This window comes from Candidatus Nitrospira bockiana, from assembly GCF_965152565.1.
Genome location: NZ_OZ224215.1, coordinates 950,447 through 967,678 on the forward strand (window position 1 = coordinate 950,447; position 17,232 = coordinate 967,678).

Annotated in this window: 16 protein-coding genes; 4 read left to right on the top strand and 12 right to left on the bottom strand. The window is 65.0% G+C overall.

What is annotated here, in order from left to right; translation table 11 throughout:
• Nucleotides 1-13: 13 nt before the first annotated feature.
• From ACWHYV_RS04830 to ACWHYV_RS04880, 11 genes are all read right to left on the bottom strand, one after another.
• Nucleotides 14-472, bottom strand: coding sequence for a response regulator (locus ACWHYV_RS04830; protein WP_447979524.1), 459 nt, complete (start codon nt 470-472; stop codon nt 14-16).
• 343 nt (nt 473-815) lie between these two features.
• Nucleotides 816-2,486, bottom strand: a complete 1,671-nt coding sequence (gene ilvD, locus ACWHYV_RS04835) for a dihydroxy-acid dehydratase (RefSeq protein ID WP_447979525.1) — start codon at nt 2,484-2,486, stop codon at nt 816-818.
• Nucleotides 2,487-2,633: 147 nt separating this feature from the next.
• Nucleotides 2,634-3,491, bottom strand: coding sequence for a hypothetical protein (locus tag ACWHYV_RS04840; protein WP_447979526.1), 858 nt, complete (start codon nt 3,489-3,491; stop codon nt 2,634-2,636).
• 166 nt (nt 3,492-3,657) lie between these two features.
• Nucleotides 3,658-4,014, bottom strand: a complete 357-nt coding sequence (locus ACWHYV_RS04845) for a PepSY domain-containing protein (RefSeq protein ID WP_447979527.1) — start codon at nt 4,012-4,014, stop codon at nt 3,658-3,660.
• A gap of 11 nt (nt 4,015-4,025) precedes the next feature.
• Entirely contained in the window at nt 4,026-4,613 is a 588-nt protein-coding gene (locus tag ACWHYV_RS04850; protein ID WP_447979528.1) for a Spy/CpxP family protein refolding chaperone, read from the bottom strand.
• Between the two features lie 39 nt (nt 4,614-4,652).
• Entirely contained in the window at nt 4,653-5,288 is a 636-nt protein-coding gene (locus tag ACWHYV_RS04855) for a MarC family protein (protein WP_447979529.1), read from the bottom strand.
• A 16-nt stretch (nt 5,289-5,304) separates the two neighbouring features.
• A complete protein-coding gene (locus ACWHYV_RS04860) occupies nt 5,305-6,372 on the bottom strand; it encodes a DnaJ C-terminal domain-containing protein (RefSeq protein WP_447979530.1) in 1,068 nt (355 codons plus the stop codon).
• Between the two features lie 79 nt (nt 6,373-6,451).
• Nucleotides 6,452-7,390 carry an ATP-binding protein gene (locus tag ACWHYV_RS04865; RefSeq protein ID WP_447979531.1) on the bottom strand — a complete coding sequence of 313 codons (939 nt, stop codon included), beginning with the start codon at nt 7,388-7,390 and terminating at the stop codon, nt 6,452-6,454.
• Nucleotides 7,391-7,484: 94 nt separating this feature from the next.
• Nucleotides 7,485-7,682, bottom strand: a complete 198-nt coding sequence (locus tag ACWHYV_RS04870) for a MoaD/ThiS family protein (RefSeq protein ID WP_447979532.1) — start codon at nt 7,680-7,682, stop codon at nt 7,485-7,487.
• A 68-nt stretch (nt 7,683-7,750) separates the two neighbouring features.
• A complete protein-coding gene (gene galT / locus ACWHYV_RS04875) occupies nt 7,751-8,755 on the bottom strand; it encodes a galactose-1-phosphate uridylyltransferase (protein ID WP_447979533.1) in 1,005 nt (334 codons plus the stop codon).
• 157 nt (nt 8,756-8,912) lie between these two features.
• Nucleotides 8,913-11,093 (bottom strand): glycoside hydrolase family 57 protein, encoded by a 2,181-nt coding sequence (locus ACWHYV_RS04880; protein WP_447979534.1) that lies wholly within the window; start codon nt 11,091-11,093, stop codon nt 8,913-8,915.
• A 139-nt stretch (nt 11,094-11,232) separates the two neighbouring features.
• Between ACWHYV_RS04880 and ACWHYV_RS04885 the strand changes: the two genes are divergently transcribed.
• Nucleotides 11,233-11,640 (top strand): VanZ family protein, encoded by a 408-nt coding sequence (locus ACWHYV_RS04885; protein WP_447979535.1) that lies wholly within the window; start codon nt 11,233-11,235, stop codon nt 11,638-11,640.
• Nucleotides 11,641-11,654: 14 nt separating this feature from the next.
• On the opposite strand, the gene ACWHYV_RS04890 is transcribed toward ACWHYV_RS04885, so the two are convergent.
• Nucleotides 11,655-12,626 (bottom strand): aldo/keto reductase, encoded by a 972-nt coding sequence (locus ACWHYV_RS04890; RefSeq protein WP_447979536.1) that lies wholly within the window; start codon nt 12,624-12,626, stop codon nt 11,655-11,657.
• Nucleotides 12,627-13,047: 421 nt separating this feature from the next.
• Here ACWHYV_RS04890 and ACWHYV_RS04895 point away from each other — a divergent pair, with 421 nt between their 5' ends.
• The 3 genes from ACWHYV_RS04895 to ACWHYV_RS04905 are packed head-to-tail and all read left to right on the top strand — an operon-like array spanning nt 13,048 to nt 17,208.
• Nucleotides 13,048-14,760 carry a long-chain-fatty-acid--CoA ligase gene (locus ACWHYV_RS04895; RefSeq protein ID WP_447979537.1) on the top strand — a complete coding sequence of 571 codons (1,713 nt, stop codon included), beginning with the start codon at nt 13,048-13,050 and terminating at the stop codon, nt 14,758-14,760.
• A 22-nt stretch (nt 14,761-14,782) separates the two neighbouring features.
• A complete protein-coding gene (locus ACWHYV_RS04900; protein ID WP_447979538.1) occupies nt 14,783-15,973 on the top strand; it encodes a thiolase family protein in 1,191 nt (396 codons plus the stop codon).
• Nucleotides 15,974-15,996: 23 nt separating this feature from the next.
• Nucleotides 15,997-17,208 (top strand): 3-hydroxyacyl-CoA dehydrogenase, encoded by a 1,212-nt coding sequence (locus ACWHYV_RS04905; RefSeq protein WP_447979539.1) that lies wholly within the window; start codon nt 15,997-15,999, stop codon nt 17,206-17,208.
• Nucleotides 17,209-17,232: the final 24 nt, after the last annotated feature.

Consider the following 17,232-nt stretch of genomic DNA (forward strand, 5'->3'; position numbering starts at 1 on the left):
CAGATGTACAGGTTCAGGTTCCCGTCTCCGGGAAGAACAGGCGGACGTGCCGAAGCAAAGCATCGAGGCCGAAGGGCTTCCGCAGGAGCGGCCAGCCGGTCTGTAGGACGCCGGATTGCTGAAGACACTGCTCGGACTGGCCGGACATCAAGATGACCTTAATGGACGGACGCAGCGTGAGCACGCGGCGCATCAACTCGAGCCCTTTCAACCCGGGGCGCCCGGCCCCACTCGTTGCCAACCGTAATTCCTCGGGCAAGCCCAAGTCGGTGACCAGGAGATGAATCGTTTCCGGGTACTCCTTACAGGCCTTGAGCGCCTCCTGGGCGTTCTTCGCGCCCAGGACGGTAAAGCCGTGCTGCTCGAGCCCGCTGTTGAAGATCAACCGGATCGAGGTGTTGTCCTCGACCAGGAGGATCACCGGGCGGCCCGGAATCGACGGTGCGTATTCGGAGTGCCCGCCAGGCTTCATGACATCCTCGTGTTGCCGAGACCCGGTATCGCGAACGATCACCTATCGGGAGTGAGCAACAGCCGTGCCTCATGGAGGGGCCCTGAAATATTGATGATTCCGAGGGCGGCGCAGGGCGGCTCCCGTTCAATTCTGTACAGCATGGACCAAGGGATGCCGGCCCGGTGAAACGGAGGAGCGTGGGATCACGGTGCAGGACGCGTCGTGGCGGCCGCGTCACGACGCGCGTCACGGAATGGCAAGCACTGGCAGAGGCCTAGTCGAAAGCACGGCGAGCAACGGACCCCGGCAGGCCACGGCAGCCGCGACTCCGCGATGACCTGCTCGGCGGCGGGGAAAATGGCTAACTCGTGACCGCTCCTTCTGATGCCGAGGACACGTGCCGAGCGTACTTCGCCATGACGCCGGTGGTATACCGAGGGGCGGGCGGTACCCATTGGCTGAGTCGTTGCTTGAGCTCGTCGGTCGTGAGCTCGACATCCAAACGGCGCTGGGCGATGTCGAAGACGATCACGTCGCCGTTTCGCACGGCGGCGATCGGGCCGCCCTTCGCCGCTTCCGGAGCCACGTGGCCGGCCATCAGACCCCGGGTGGCGCCGGAGAAGCGGCCGTCGGTCAGCAGCGCCACCGATTCGCCGAGCCCTTCTCCGACGATCGCCGCGGTGACGCCGAGCATTTCCCGCATCCCTGGTCCTCCGGACGGCCCTTCGTAGCGGATGACCACCACATCACCCGCCTTGATCTCCCGCCGTTGGACGGCGGCGAAGGCGTCTTCCTCCCGATCGAAGACTTTTGCCGGGCCTCGGAAGGTCATCATGGCGTGGCCGGCGACCTTCACGACACAGCCTTCCGGCGCGAGATTGCCCTTGAGAATGACCAGCCCGCCCGTCGGCTTGAGGGGAGTCGCCAGCGGCCGCAGGACCTGCTGTCCCGCCGTTTCGGTCGCCTGCTTCGCCTCGTCGCCGATTGTACGGCCGGTCACCGTGAGCTGATCGCCGTGCAGGAGCCCCGCGTCCACGAGCCGTTTGGCTACCAACGTCGTGCCGCCGGCCGTGTAGAGATCGGCGGCCGTGAACCGTCCGCCGGGTTTGAGGTCGGCCAGCAGCGGGACGCGGCGGTTGATGGCATCGAAGTCGTCGAGGCTCAGCGCGACCCCGGCTTCTCGGGCCACGGCAAGCAGGTGCAGGACGGCATTGGTCGATCCCCCGGTCGTGGCCACCGCGGCGATCGCGTTCTCGATCGCCTTGCGCGTCATGATCTGTTTCGGGCGGAGGTCCTTTCGCAACAAGTCCATCACCATCTGCCCGCAGCGAAAGGCGACCTCGTCCTTGCGCGGGTCCATGGCCGGGACCCCGTTGAAGCCCATCGGGGAGATTCCGAGAAACTCGAAGGCGATGGCCATCGTATTGGCCGTGAATTGGCCGCCGCACGCGCCCGCCCCGGGGCACGCATGATCCTCGAGGTCCTTCAGCTCGGCATCACTCATCTTGCCCGCGGCATGGGTCCCGACGGCTTCGAACACGTCCTGGATCGTGACGCTGCGGCCTTGGAACTGCCCCGGCATGATCGAGCCCCCGTAGAGCATCAGGGACGGGAGGTTGAGCCGGGCCAAGGCCATCACGGTTCCCGGGATGGTCTTGTCGCAGCCTGAGAGCGCGACGACGGCGTCGAACAGGTGGCCACGGGTGACCAGCTCGATGGAATCGGCGATGACCTCCCGGCTGATGAGCGACGCCTTCATGCCTTCCGTGCCCATGCTGATCCCGTCGGACACGGCGATTGTGTTGTACTCGATCGGCGTGCCCCCGGCCGCACGGATACCCGCCTTCACCTTGTCCGCCAGCCGTCGCAGGTGAATGTTGCACGGCATCACCTCGATCCAGGTATTCGCAACCCCGACGAGCGGCCGCCCGATCTCCTCATCGGTCAAGCCGACCGCCTTCAGCATCGCGCGCGCCGGAGCGCGGCCGGGGCCTTCGGTCAGGTCGTGACTCTTGTGCTTCAATCGATCCATGCAGCGGACCTCCCGTCAAAACGTGCGGCCGGAACCCGGCCGCGCGAGCCGTGGGAGGAACTGTCGCATACCTGAACAGGATCGGTCAATCGAGGCGAAGCGCGGGAAGAGAACCGGCGCATCCCGACGGATGCGCCCGGCTGGAGCCTAGCCCTTCGACGCGGGTGGGATCGCGATGTCAGCGACCTTGTTTTCATCATCGACCATCAAGATGACCGGCTGGCCGGCCGCCGTCTTTGCCAGCCGGTCCTGCACGTGGGGTCTCACCTGATACAGCTGCTCCTTGCCGTCCTCGGTCTTCACGATGATCCAGCTCGGGGATTTCATGATCGTGCCTTCCACCCGCTGGTACGGCGCTTTGATCGGGGACCGTTTCCACTCGGCGGTCCTCTGCTGGAGCGCCTGCTCGGTCCCGAAGGTCGCGTCGATCACCTTGCCCGCTTCATCGAGCAGGAAGACGGCCGGGGCATACATCGGGATGGCGGCGACCTTGCTGCGGGCCAGCGGGCGGACGGCAAACGCTTCTTCCTTGCCGCCTTCCGTCTTGATCACCGCCCATTCCTGGCCGACCGGGAGAGGTTGCGCCAGGTGACCGCGAATGATGCGATGCCAGGTTTCCTGACCGGCCAGATGATAATCCACGACCAGGTTCTGGTCGTTCACGGCGAGCTCGAGGCGGTCCCCTTTCTTGAGATCGGACAGCCCTTTTTCCGTCGCCTCCCGCAGGGACAGGAAGCGAGGCAACAACTCGCCGGTATTCACCCGAATCGTGTCCCCGGTGATCGACTCGACGGTTCCGCCGAGAATGCGATGACCGGGCCACAAGACGCGGTATTCCTTGTGCTCGACGCTCTTCTCGACCGAGATGCCGTGTGCCGAAGGAATGGTCCGGGCCACGCTCCCGTGAGTGTCATCCACCTCCGCCCCCGCTGCCGCGGACCACTGAAGCAAGAAGAACGTGAGCGCCACTGCAGCGGACGACAGGGTCTTCCTGTGAACAGCCATAGCAACGCCTCCTTTCTCGCTGACATGACAAGAGAGGTCATCGAGGGAGGTAATAATGCAGGGTTTCTCGAAATCAACTGCCCGAGGCCGGCGTGAGCAGGGGGAGGACTGGGGAGGAGAGGCCGAGGAGGGCGGATCCGCCTGCCCTCCTCCGCCTCTGGACTGCTTACTTCTTTTTCTTGCCTTCCTTCTTCTTCTCCTCTTTCTTCTCGGTATCGATCACGTCGCCGGTCGCCGCATCGATATGCACCTCGGTGACCATATTGGCCGCATCCACGACCTCGACTTCCCAGACCGTCTTCCCGTGCTTTTTCTCGAGCTCGGCCTCCACGACGGTCCCCTGGACCTTTTCGGTGGCGGTCTTGATCGCCTGATCGATCGTGATCTTCGCGTCCTTGATCAGGTCGGCCACCTTGCCTTCTTCTTCCTTCTCCTTCTTCCCCTTGTCGTCACTCCAGGCCGGGCTGTTCAGCAACACCAGCGCGCCCGCGATCAACGCCACTGCCAGTCCCCATCGCCGCATGACTCACCTCCTCAGTGGGTTTTCTCCTTGGACTCGTCCTTCTTGTGCTCGCCTTTTCCGCCGTGGCCGTCCATCATCTTGTGCTCCTGCATCATCTTTTCATGGACGGCTTTTTCCTTCTCCCGCTGTTCGGGCGTCAGCACCCCCATCGCCTCGCGCCGCGTCTTGATCGCCGCCATCCGCAAGGACACCTCCAACTCCTCGCTCTGTTTGAGCTTCGACTCGATCGCGGCCAGGTCCGACTTTTCGTCCTCGACCAAGGCCTTCACCTCGCGCTGCAGCACCATGATGTCCGCTTCCGTCTTGATCCGGGTCTTGTCGAGGTTGAGCTGCAGCTCCTTGAGCTTGGCGACTTGATCCTCGCGCAGGCCGATGTCCTTCTCGTGCTTGAGCAGGTGGCGAAGCAGATGGGACGTGCTCCCGTGCATCATCATCCCCATCCCATGGCCTCTGCCGTGGCGCTCGTACCCGTCCTTCTCAGAGCCCTTCCCGTGGCCGTATTCCCGGTCCGGGTCGGCCCACACCGGCCCCACCCCGAACGAGGCGGCGAGAAACGCCCCGAGGACCAGGCCCGTCATCGTCAGCATTCGTGTCTGCATTCTGCCCTCCCTCTTCTGAATCAGAACATGGATGAACGGTCAGCGGGCGAGCAGGCCCGCCTCCCCCTTGACGGCGTTGAGAATGAACTGGATGGCCACCGCCGCGAGCAACAGCCCCATGAGACGCGTGATGATCTTGATGGCGATCGGGCCGAGCCAATGCGCGCCTCGGCCCGCAATCGCGAACGTCCCGTAGCTGGCAAGCCCGACCGCGGCCAAGGAGACGAACAGAACCGCTCGCTGGGCCAGATTTTGCGCCTGTGCGTCGAGCAGGATGATCGTCGAGAGCGCCCCCGGGCCTGCGAGCATCGGCATGGCCAGCGGGGTGATCGCCACATCGTCTTTCGTCACGCCCTCGGCCGTTTCCTCCGCCGTTTCCTGGACCGCCGAGCGTTGCGCCCGGAGCATGTCGAGCGCGACCAGCAGCAGCACGAGGGCCGCGGCAATCTGGAAGGCCGGCATCGTGATCCCCAAGAGGCGGAAGAGGGCCGGTCCCATGAGGGCGAACCCGCCCAGGATGCCTACGGCCACGATACAGGCCACCCGCGCCGTGCGCAGTCGGTCCACGACCGACTCCCGTGCGGTCATGGCGAGAAACGCCGGGACGGCGGCAATGGGATCGACGATGATGAACAACGATCCAAACGAGAACACCGCATACTCGACCACCGTCACCGCTCCGCTCCTCGGCTCACGCCCGGCCGGCCTGACGCAACAGCTCCGCCCGAGGGTCGGGGTGCGGAATCCGGGCGAGCTGCTCGTACAGCTTCCGTTCTTCGTCGGTGAACGAGGCGGGCATGACGACCTGCAACGTGACGAACAGATCGCCGTGGCCCCCGGACGCCGTCGGTAACCCTTTGCCGCGCAGCCGAAGCTTCGCCCCCGCACGGCTGCCGGGCGGCACTTTCACCCGCACGGGGTCGGTCAAGGTCGGGGCGAGGACCTCGGCGCCGAGCGCCGCCTCCCATGGCCAGACGGGGACGGCGACGTGGATGTCCGAGCCCTGCCGCTGGAAGACCGGATGCGGCTCGATCTGCACCTGCAGGTACAGATCGCCCGGCTTCCCGCCGTTCTGGCCGGGCGCGCCCTTGCCGGGGACGCGCACCCGCGTGCCGTCCTGGACGCCGGCCGGGATCTTGACGTCGATCGTGCGGGTCTCCGTCCGCGACCCGGTCCCCCTGCAGGTCGGACACGGCCGGCCGCGCAGTTGCCCGCTGCCCCCGCACGCAGGACAGGGCACCGGCTCGGAGAGTTGGACCCGTCGGGTCACGCCCGTGAGCACTTCCCGCAGCGTCAGCCGGGCGGTGGTTTCGAGGTCCTCTCCTTGGATCGCAAATCCTTCGAACGGCGACGAGCCTGCGCGCGCCCGGCCGCCTCGCCGGAAGAGATTTTCGAAGAAATCCCCGAAGTCCTGGCTCTCGCCGCCGGCAAATCCTTCCCGCCAGTCGAAGCCTCCCGTGCCGAATCCGGTTCGGGCGCCGGTCGCCCCCGCCTGCTCGCGCGCCCGCTCATAGGCCTCCGCTTCCTGCCAGCGGTGACCGTAGCGGTCATACTTCTTCCGCTTCTCCGGATCGCCCAGGACCTCGTGGGCTTCGTTCAGTTCCTTGAACTTTTTCTCCATCTCGGCTTTCTTCGGCCCGCCGTGCAGGTCCGGATGGTACTGCCGAGCCAACCGCCGGTAGGCCTTCTTGATGTCCTCCTGCGTGGCGGTCCGTGAAAGTCCGAGCACTGCGTAGTAGTCGCGTTCGGTCGTCGGCATCGAACTCCCTGAATCAAAAAAGTCTACGTAAAGCTTACGGGCTCGTCCTCGTCATTGCAACTGGGCCGAGCGCGAGTGGTCAGCGGCGGGGTTCGGTTTTGGCGCGCGCGATCAATTTGCAGTAGGAGCAGACATCGGCGGTGGTCGGCTGGCCGCACGTCGCGCACGGATGGAGGGCCGCGCGGTCCTTGTCGATCATGGCGTCCGCACCGGCGTCGAGCGCGGTTTGCCGGTCCAGGAAGCCCCAGTAAAAGCGTTGCTTGGTGCCCGGCGATTCGGTCTCGAGACGATTGAGCACGTCCTTGTACAGCAGCATCTTCGAGCCCTTCGCCATCGGGCATTCTTCGACGATGTAGTCGATGCGGTTCAAGACCGCGTACGCGGCGATTTCGCGTTCGGACAAGCGGTAGAGCGGTTTCACCTTCTTCGCGAAGCCGTCCACGGAAGCCGGCAGGGTCGGTCCCTGTTTGTCCAGGTACTCGGTTTGCCAGTGGAGGACGTTGCCGAGGAGCCGCGCGGCCTCATCATCGAGGTTATGCCCCGTGGCCATTACGTCGTAGTCGCGCTCCACCGCCGCGCGATTGAACTGATAGCGTTTGATCGTGCCGCACGTCGAGCAGGTCGGACGATGGACGAGCATGGAAAGCTCGCGGATGCCGGCGCCCTCCTCCTCGGCGACGGTATGGATCAGCAGGGCCGCGTCGTAGCCCTTGGCGAACGTCTCCGCGAACCGCTGGACCTTCTCGCGTGAGGTCGCCGAATAGCCGGGAATCCCGAGGTCCACGTACAAGGCGTCGGCGCGATACCCGAGCGAGAGCAGGATGTGCCAGAGCGCGAGACTGTCCTTGCCTCCCGACACCGCGACCAACATCCGGTCGTCGCGGCCGAACATCCGTTCCGACTTGATCGCCCGGGCGACCTGCTCGTGCACGAAACCGGTGAAGCACGGTTTGCAAAAGGCCGCATTGTGCCGGGGAAGGCCGATCACCGCCTTGGTCTTACATTTCGTACAATTCATACTCAAAAAGGTTCAGGTTGAGGTTGAGGCTAAGTTCAGGCGAGCCCGCCCGTTCCTAATCCGCCCTCAACCTTAACCTCAACCTCAACCTTCTTCACTCCCCTCCCGAGATCACCGGTCGGACCTCCACGACGTCGTCGTCCTTCAGCAGCTCGTCTTCGGTCACGAGATCGTCGCCGCGGATCACCAGATGCGCCTCCTGCACGAGGTTGAGCTCACGCAAGAGGTCCTTGACGCGCTTGGGGCCTTTCACCTCGATCTGGCGCTCGGGATGGCTGAGCTGCACCTTCATGAGCCGATGATAAAGCGCGCTGTGTCGGGAATGCAATCAACCGCGGCCAGGAACGATAACGATGCCGACTAGAGCTCGACCTCTCGTAAGAATTGCGCGGCCTCCTCGGGCATGACCGGGTTGATGTAAAACCCCGTCCCCCACTCGAAGCCGGCCACTTGGGTCAGCTTGGGGATGATCTCGAGGTGCCAGTGGTAGTATTCGCTGCTTTTCTCGTGAAAGGGCGAGCTGTGGAGCATGAAGTTGTAGGCGGGTCTCGCCAGTGCGCGGTCCATGCGCCGGAGCGCGTCGGACACGATGCGGGCGAGCAGCTCGAACTGGGTCTTTTGGCTCTCTTCGAAGTAGGCCGCGTGCCGCTTCGGGAGGACCCACATTTCAAAAGGGAAACGCGGCGCGAAGGGCGTGACGACGATGAATTCCGGGTTGTCGGTGACGATGCGGACCCGGTCCTGCGTCTCCTGCCGGATGATGTCGCAATAGATGCAGCGCTCCTTCTGTTGGTAGTGGGCCCGGCACCCCTCGATCTCGGCGGTGACGCTGGTCGGGATGATGGGGAGCGCGATGAGCTGGGAATGGGTGTGCTCCAGCGTGGCGCCGGCCGCCGCGCCGTGGTTCTTGAAAACCAGGATGTAGCGCAAGCGGATGTCCCGCTTCAGGTCGACCATGCGATCCCGATACGCCCAGAAGACGTCTTCGAGGTGCTTGGGCGGAAGATCGGCCAGGGCCGACTTGTGGTCCGGTGTTTCGATGATCACCTCATGGGCGCCGATCCCGTTCATCCGATCGTAGAGGCCGACCCCTTCCCGGCCCATCTCCCCCTCGACCTGCAACGCCGGGAACTTGTTCGGCACCACCCGCACCGTCCAGCCCGGTCCGTTGGGCTGCCCGTTGCCCGGCCGATAGGCCAGGACCTCGGGCGGTGTCAGGGATTCCTGGCCCGGACAGAACGGGCACAGCGGGGTCTGCGGCTGCACGGCGTGGCAATTCTCGAGGAAGTCGCGCGGCCGCCCCGCACGTTCCGTCGAAATGATCACCCACCGGCCGACAACGGGATCCCGTCGAAGCTCAGGCATATCTTCACCAGTGATGAATGCAGAATGATGAATGATGAACGGTCAGAGGTGCCTTAAAACGAGTGATGAATGCAGAATGATGATCGATGAATGGGCAGAGGTGCCTTAAATGCTTTCCCCGATTCATCGCTCATCACTCGTCGCTCATCACTTCCCATCAGACTCTCCACATCCGCGCGTCGAAGGTCTCGTCCGGAACGGTGACCGCCACGGCGTGATGCCGGGGATACCGTTCCAGCTCGAGGCCGTCCTGCAGCATGACGAGACTCAGCTGCAGCGCTTCTCCGGACTGGAGCTGCAGGTCTTTGTACGGAACGGCCAGCTCGACGATTTTTCGTCGCGCGATATCTCGAGACGTCTTGATCTCGGCCCACCCCTGCTCCGTCCGGCGCGAGAGCGTGAAATGATCCGGCCCGGGCGGCGCCAGGCTCACCGTCACTTTGTAGCGATCGCGAGGCGTCGTCAACAGGAACTCGGCGGTCAAGCCCGGTCGAATCGCGCGATCCAGCAGATCCAGACGAAGGAACAAGGACTCCACGCTCGAGCCGAACCGGATGCCCGTGAAGAGATCGCTGGCCTTCCACATCGCTCCAAGGGGAGGGGAGGGATCGATGATGCCGCACCCCCGCCACTCGAAAAAGCTGGTGACGAGACCGTCGATCGTCGGGGACAGGAGGCGCACGGGTTGGCGGACGGGCTGGACGTCCAGAATGCCCTGAAGGTCGAGGACGGGTTGATGCAGGTAGTCGGGGACCGGTTTGCCGGCCTGCAGGAAGACGTTGCGCAGATGGGTGCGGAACAGCCGGTCGAACTCCACCTTGTACTCGGTCTGGAAGTCGTCGCCGTACCACCAGAACCAATCGCTGCCTTCCGCCGCGTACAGCTCATCCCACGCGCGGTGAGCCTGCTCGGGCGCAAGGTCGCGTTCCATCTCGATGAGCCGGACGCGGGTCTCGCGCAGCATCTCCCAGCCGCGGTTGTCCTCCGGGTGGCCGATCCAGATCTTGAAATCGGCATTGATCCACGAACCGGAGTGCAGATGGTTGAGCCGCTTTCGCGGCGGATGCCGGGCGGCGACGCTGCCGAGCGTCGCCGTTCCCACCTGCCGGCCGGCCGTGTTGAGCGAGCCTCGAGCCAGTCGCGCGTACAGACCGCTCAAGAGACGTTCGCCGCCGTCGTGATAGTGCTCCCAGGGATTCTCCCCGTCGAGGATGATCGGGATCACCACCTGGTCCCCGGCTGCGTGCTCCACGATCGCCGTGAGCCGGTGGAGCACATCGTCCACCGCCGCGTCCGGCGTCCACTTGGCATAGACGAAGCCGAAGCCATCGGAGAGCTCCCGATCCCGGAAGAAGACGGCGACGTCTTCCCCGCCGTGCTCGGCCCGGTAGGGATGGTACAGATCCTGAGGACGATGCCAGTGGCCGAGCGAGCGCGCGAGGACGCCTTCGTCCGTGGCCATCCAGCGTAAGCCGGCTCGACGGACGAGCGGGATCATCTCCGGACACACCGAGCCTTCCGAGGGCCAGAGCCCGACCGGCGGCCGGCCGAACAGCTTCGTGTGGAGGGCGACGGCTCGCTGGAGCTGCGCTTCCGCGTCGGCGGGGGCCTGAAAGCGCGACGGCATCGGCAGGTCGGGGCGTGCGCGGCGGGCGAGATCGGTATCGATCACGAGCGGAAGAATCGGATGATAGAAGGGCGTGGTCGTCAGCTCGATCCGGCCGCTCTCCGCCAGGCGCCGGTAGGCCGGGATGACCTCCCGGATCACCGCCTGTTGGATGTCGAGGAGATCCCGTTTATGGCCTTCGGTGAAGCCCCGGTCTTTGATGCGAAACGCCCCGAGCTGCGGATGGCGCGCGACGGCCCCATAGCCGAACCAGGCGAGCGTGTGCCACACCTGAAGGTCCAGCCATTCCTGGGTGGTGAAGTCGCGGGCCTTACGTTCCAGATCCTGACCAAGGACGTCCAGCCCGCGTTTGACGAGCAGCTCGTGGTACCGCGGGTATGGGCGCACCATGGTCGCCCAGTTGGCGGCGAAGAAGTGCCGCAGCAGGAAGGCCTGCTCGCTGAGCGAGAGATCGGCGGCCGGCCGTTTCGTGTATTCCAAGAACAGATCGACGACGGACCCGGACGCGAGGTCGTCGAGTTGGAGCAAGAGCGAGGGGGTGAAATTGACGGTCACGTGCGCCCCGGGGACCCGATCGAGGACGTACGCCATATCGAAGTACGCTTTGATCGCATGCAGGCGGACCCACGGCATACTGGCCGTGCGCGTGATCCGGTCCACGTAGTACGGCTGATGCATATGCCAGAGGAAGCAGACGTGCGCGGTTTTCATTGGCCTGCAGTCGATCGCCCGGGCCGGCAGATCACGCTTGCGCCCCCGGCGTGCCCTGATAGAATGCCCCTGCCAGGCGGTATTGTCGCTCAACGTCGAGCCGGATGCCAATGGCAGGCGCCGGCACGAGGGATGCGTCATGGCGGCGAGACGAGTCGGAACGGAGCGACGAGGCCGAATCGTTCGGTACTGGGTGCCGGTCGGCCTGTACGCGGCCCTGATCTTCGTCCTCTCGTCCCTCAGCGTGGTTCCCGGCGTGCTGGAGGGCGCGAACGACAAGGTCCTTCATACGCTCGAGTATAGCGTGCTGGGGGCCCTGTCCTATCGGGCGTTCCGCTTCGGGGCGGGAAGCGCGCCGGCCGCGGCGTTCGTCTGGGCCGTGCTGTTCTCGACCGCCTACGGTCTGACCGATGAAATCCACCAGGCCTTCGTGCCGTCGCGCCAGCCGGATCCGTGGGATTGGCTCGTCGACGTGATGGGATCGGCCCTCGGGGCGGCGACCTGGCACGCCGGCATGGAGGCGAGACGGCCGGCGGCCCGGCGGTAGCGGGTCGCGCCGCCTCACCAGGCAAAGGCTTCGGGGGCGGAGCCGCCCGGGCCCGGGAACAGCTCGTCGAGGCGCCGCCGCGTCTCCCGGCTGAACGTGATCTCAAGCGCGCGAAGCGACCCGTCGAGCTGCTCCACCGTCCGCGGGCCGATGATAGGCGCCGTGACCGCCTGGTGCTGCAACACCCAGGCCAGGGCGACGTCAGCCGGTCGTTCGCCCCACTCGCTGCAGAGCTTCTCGTAGCCCTCGATCTGGACGCGGCGCTCGACGAGCTCTTTCTGCACCTCCTCGGAGGCGCGTCGCCTCCCCGTCGCTTGTCCCAGCATACCGCCGAGCAGTCCACCGGCCAGCGGGCTGTACGGGATCACGCCGATCCCATACGCCTCACAGGCGGGGAGCACTTCCAGTTCGACGGTGCGGGCGGTGAGGTTGTACAGGCACTGCTCCGAGACCAGTCCCATGAAATGGCGGGCCTTGGCCGCCTCCTGTGCCTGGGCGATGTGCCAGCCCGCGAAGTTACTGCTGCCGGCATAGACGATTTTGCCCTCCCGATGGAGCTGCTCCATGGCCTGCCAGATCTCCTCCCACGGGGTTTCGCGGTCGATGTGGTGCATCTGATACAGATCGATGAAGTCGGTCTTCAAGCGCCGTAAGCTGTCCTCACAGGCCCGTCGGATATGGACGGCCGATAGTCGCGACTGGTTCGGCCAGTCGCCCATGCGGCCGTAGACTTTCGTGGCCAGCACGACCTTCTCGCGCCGGCCGCCCGCCTGCATGAACCACCGGCCCATGATCTGCTCGGTGACTCCTTCACCGACCTTCCACCCGTACACGTTCGCGGTATCGAAGAAGTTGATGCCGTGCTCCAAGGCCCGATCCATGATCCGAAAGCTTTCCGCCTCGGAGGCTTCCGGACCGAAGTTCATACAGCCGAGACACAGACGGCTGACCTTGAGGCCCGAGCGGCCGAGATGGACGTACTGCATAGTGCCTCCCGGGGATAATCGAGTCCGCTCTGATCGACCGCGTTCTCCACGGCATGGTCGATGCCGAGCGCTTCCGAGCACTATAGTGAACGGTGCAAAGGCGTGCAAGACGACCGCCACCACAGGCCAGAGGAGAGAGATCGGGAAGTTTACCTACATCACTGACACGACCGCGTCGTGCGTCTCCGATATCCCGCGCACGCAGATCCAGGTAGAGTCAGGAATCGCCGCACCAAACGGGTGATGGTCGTTCTTCTTAAGGACGATTGTCAGGACGAAGTCAGTGGAGTAGGGGAAGTATACTCGATCATGCAGGTAACTTCGATCACCAACCAAGGAGGTGCCCCGCTCACATCGTTCGTTTTGCGGTAGTGCTGGCGCCCTTCGACCGACGACCGTTCGGACTTCAGGGGGTGAGTAGATGCAGCGCTATTGGACTCAGCATGACCTTCAGGATGTCCCGACGACCTGCGCGTATCCCGATTGCACGGTCCCCGAGCTGCTGGCCCGCTCGGCCGCGCGGTTCCCCGACTCGACGGCCCTGCTCTTCTACGGAACCCGCCTCACCTTCGCCGAGTTTCATCACCTCGCCCGCCGATTTGCCGTGTCCTTGCGACGTCTTGGCTGCCGTCCCGGTGATCGTGTCGCCATCATGCTGCCCAATATTCCTCAGGCCGTCATCGGCTATTACGGCGCGCTTGCGGCCGGGGCCGTCGTCGTGCAGGTCAACCCGCTCTACCTCGAACGGGAGATCGAAACCCAACTGCGTGATTCCGGCGCCGAGACCCTCCTGGCCCTGGATCTGTTCGTTCCGCGCATTCGGGCCGTCCAACAATGTACGGGGCTGAAACGCCTCATCGTGACCAGCGTTCGGGATTTCCTCCCGCCGGTCAAGCGGCTGCTCTACCCGCTCAAGGCCAGGATCAACGGCAGATGGGTCCATGTCCCGAGACATCCGCCCGTCTACGATTTCGTCGGCCTGCTCGAGGGGATGGAGGGGCAAGCCGAAGCCCCACCCCTCCCTGACGGCCCCAAGCCGGATGACCTCGCGTTGCTCCAATACACGGGGGGAACGACCGGCGTGCCGAAGGGCGTCATGCTGAGCCACCGCAACGTCGTGGCGAATGCCGTCCAATGCCGGACCTGGATGACCGGCTGCCGGGAAGGCGAGGAGGTCTTCCTGGGGGTCATCCCCTTCTTCCATGTCTACGGACTCAGCACCTGCCAGCATCTGGCGATCATGGCAGGCGCCTCCCTCGTCCTGCTCCCGCGGTTCGATGTGGTGGAGGTGCTGGACGCCATCCACAAGCATCGCGTGACCGTCTTCTCCGCCATTCCGATGATGTTCCTGAAGATCAGTGAGTATGCCAAGGTCCATCGGTACGATCTGCGCTCGCTTCGCGTCTGCCTGAGCGGGGCGAGCCCGCTCCATGCCGAGGTCCAGGACCGATTCGAACGGTTGACGGGGGTCAGAATTACCGAGGGCTATGGTCTGACGGAGGCGGGGCCGGTCACGCACTGTAATCCCGTCCACGGCAAGGGGCCGCGGGGCTCCATCGGCGTGCTGTTCCCGGATACGGAGGCGCGCATCGTCGATGCGGAAACCGGCGAGCGTGTGGTCCCGATCGGGGAGGTGGGGGAGCTGACCGTCCGAGGCCCACAGATCATGCAAGGCTATTGGAACAACGAGGCCGAGACACGGTCGGTGATCCGCAACGGATGGTTGTATACGGGCGACCTCGTCCGGCAAGACGAGACGGGGTTCTTCTACCTGGTCGACCGGAAGAAAGACATGATCAAGACCCGCGGGGAAAACGTCTACCCCAGGGAGGTCGAAGAGGTCCTGTTCCGGCATCCGGCGGTCAAGGATGCCGTCGTGGTGGGCGTTCCGGACCGTCACCTCGGCGAGGCCGTGAAGGCGTATGTGGTGCTCCATGAAGGGCGAACCGCCACCGAGCCGGAGCTCATTGCCCATTGCCGGGTGTCGCTCGCTCGGTTCAAGGTGCCGTCGAGCATCGCCTTTCGTCGGGAACTGCCGCGGACGTTGGTCGGAAAAGTGCTGCGGAGGGCCTTGCAAGAGGAAGAGGCGATGATGCGGCCGGCGGAGGAGGGACAGACGCGAAAGGCCGGATGAGCTGACCGGCCGGGGAGGAGCCATGAAAGACGTCGTGATCGTGGCGGGCGTACGGACGCCGATCGGAAATTTCGGAGGCGCGCTCAAAGAGATCCCGGCGCAGAAATTGGGCGAGTTGGTCGTCCGGGAGCTGCTGGCCAGGACCGGCTTGGCCCCGGAGCTGGTCGAGGAGGTGATCATCGGCTGCGTCGGGCAGTTCACCGATGCGGCGAACATCGCGCGGGTCATCGCATTGATGGCCGGCCTCCCCATTCGAACCCCCGCCTACTCGGTCCAACGGAACTGCTCATCCGGCCTGCAGCCGTTCGTCAACGCCTTTCAGAACATCCAGAGCGAGGACGCCGACGTGCAGATCGTCGGCGGGGTGGAGAACATGAGCCGCGCCCCGTACGTGGTCCGGGATATGCGCTGGGGCAAGCGGCTGCGCCATACCGAATTCCTCGACAGCTTGTGGGAGGGTCTCACCGATCCGGTCTGCGGCCAGCTCATGGGGAGAACCGCGGAGAACTTGGCGGAGGAGTTCGGGATTACCCGGGAGGAGCAGGACCGGTACGCGGTCGAGAGCCATCGGAAGGCGTTCCGAGCACTGCGGGAGGGGCGGTTCAAGGACGAGACGATGTCGCTCACGATCCCCAAGTCCGTGGCGGGCCGGGACGTCGCGCCGGCGGTCCTGACGCAGGACGAAGGGCCCAACGTCGGGCTGACCGAGCAGCAGCTCGCGCTCTATCCCCCGCTGTTCAAGGAAGGGGGGACGGTGACCGCGGGCAACAGTTGTCCCCTCAACGACGGCGCCGCCGCCGCGCTGGTCATGTCCGCCGATCGGGCCCGTGAATTGGGCTTTCGCCCCATGGGGCGGATCCGCGGGTACGCCTTCGTCGGCGTGGACCCGACCCGAATGGGCATTGGGCCGGCGGAAGCGCTGCCGCTCGCGCTCAAGCGGGCCGGAGTGGGCCTGACGGATCTCGAGGCGCTCGAGGTCAACGAGGCGTTCGCCGCGCAGTATCTGGCCGTGGAGCGGCTGCTGGGTCTCGAGCGGGAGCGGGTGAACGTGAACGGAGGCGCGATCGCGCTCGGCCACCCCGTCGGCATGACGGGCACCCGGTTGGTCGTCACGCTGCTGCATGAATTGCGACGCCGCGATGCCGCGCTGGGGGCGGTGACGATGTGCGTGGGCGGCGGGCAAGGCGCCGCATTGGTGCTGGAACGCGTGTAACCCCGAGCGGAAAGAGGTGCACCATGTACGTGTACAAGGTTGCCATCGTCGGGGCGGGAACGATGGGGGCGCAGATCGCGCAGGTCATCAGTTTCGCCGGGCTCCCCGTCGTCCTGACCGATATGACGCCGGCCCTGGCACAGCGCGGAGTCGAAATGGTCCGGCGGCTGTACCAGGCCCGGGTGGAGAAAGGAAAGATGACCCCCGAGCAGCTCGAGGAGAAAATGCTGCTGGTCTCCGCGACGGTCGGCGCCGAGGCGTTCAAAGACGTCGATCTCGTGATCGAGGCCGTACCGGAGCAGCTGGAGCTGAAGCGGCAGGTCCTGCGTGACCTGGACGCCGCCTGCTCTCCCGGGGCCGTGCTCGCCAGCAACACCTCCGCCCTGTCGATCTCGGCCCTCGGTGCCGTGACACGGCGTCCAGGCAAGGTGCTCGGCCTGCATTTCTTCAATCCCGCCTATGCCATGCCGCTCGTCGAGGTCATCCCCGGTTTAGCCACCGAGGCGGACACGGTCGGCGACATCGTGAGCTTCGTCGAGAGCATTCGAAAAGTTCCGATCGTCGTGAAGGAATGTGCGGGATTTCTCGTGAACCGGCTCTTGATGGCGTATTTGAACGAGGCGGTCCTCTGCCTTCAAGAAGGGGCCGCGTCGATGAAGGACATCGAGCAGGAGATGACCGCGTTCGGAATGCCCGTGGGGCCCTTCACGCTGCTCGACAGCGTCGGGCTCGACGTCGCGTACGACGTCGCCCGGATCCTGCACGAGAGTTACGGGCCCCGGATGGCGCCGGCGCCGCTCTTGGCCGCCTTGGTGCAGGCGGGGCGCTTGGGTCTGAAGAGCGGGCGGGGATTCTACGAGTACGGCGGCCCGGAGACCGGGGACGTCGAGCGGCTCATCGAGCAGGTCCGCCGCGAGACCGGGAGCGCCCGGACGACGTGGAAGTCGAGCCGCCTCCTCTTGGCCATGGTGAACGAGGCGGCTCTTGCGCTTCAGGAAGGAATCGCGGCGGCGCGGGAGATCGATCTGGCCATGGTGGCCGGCACCGGCTTCCCCACGGACAAGGAAGGTCCCCTGCACTATGCCGATCGCCTGGGCATCGAGCACGTGCTCCATGAGTTGGAGGACCATACCCGTGCGCTCGGACCCCGGTTTTGGCCTGCGCCGATCCTGAGGCGGATGGTGGCGGCCAATTTCACGGGCCGTCAGGCCGGGCGAGGGTTCTTCACCTATTGATTGATCCAGTGACCCGATCGCCTG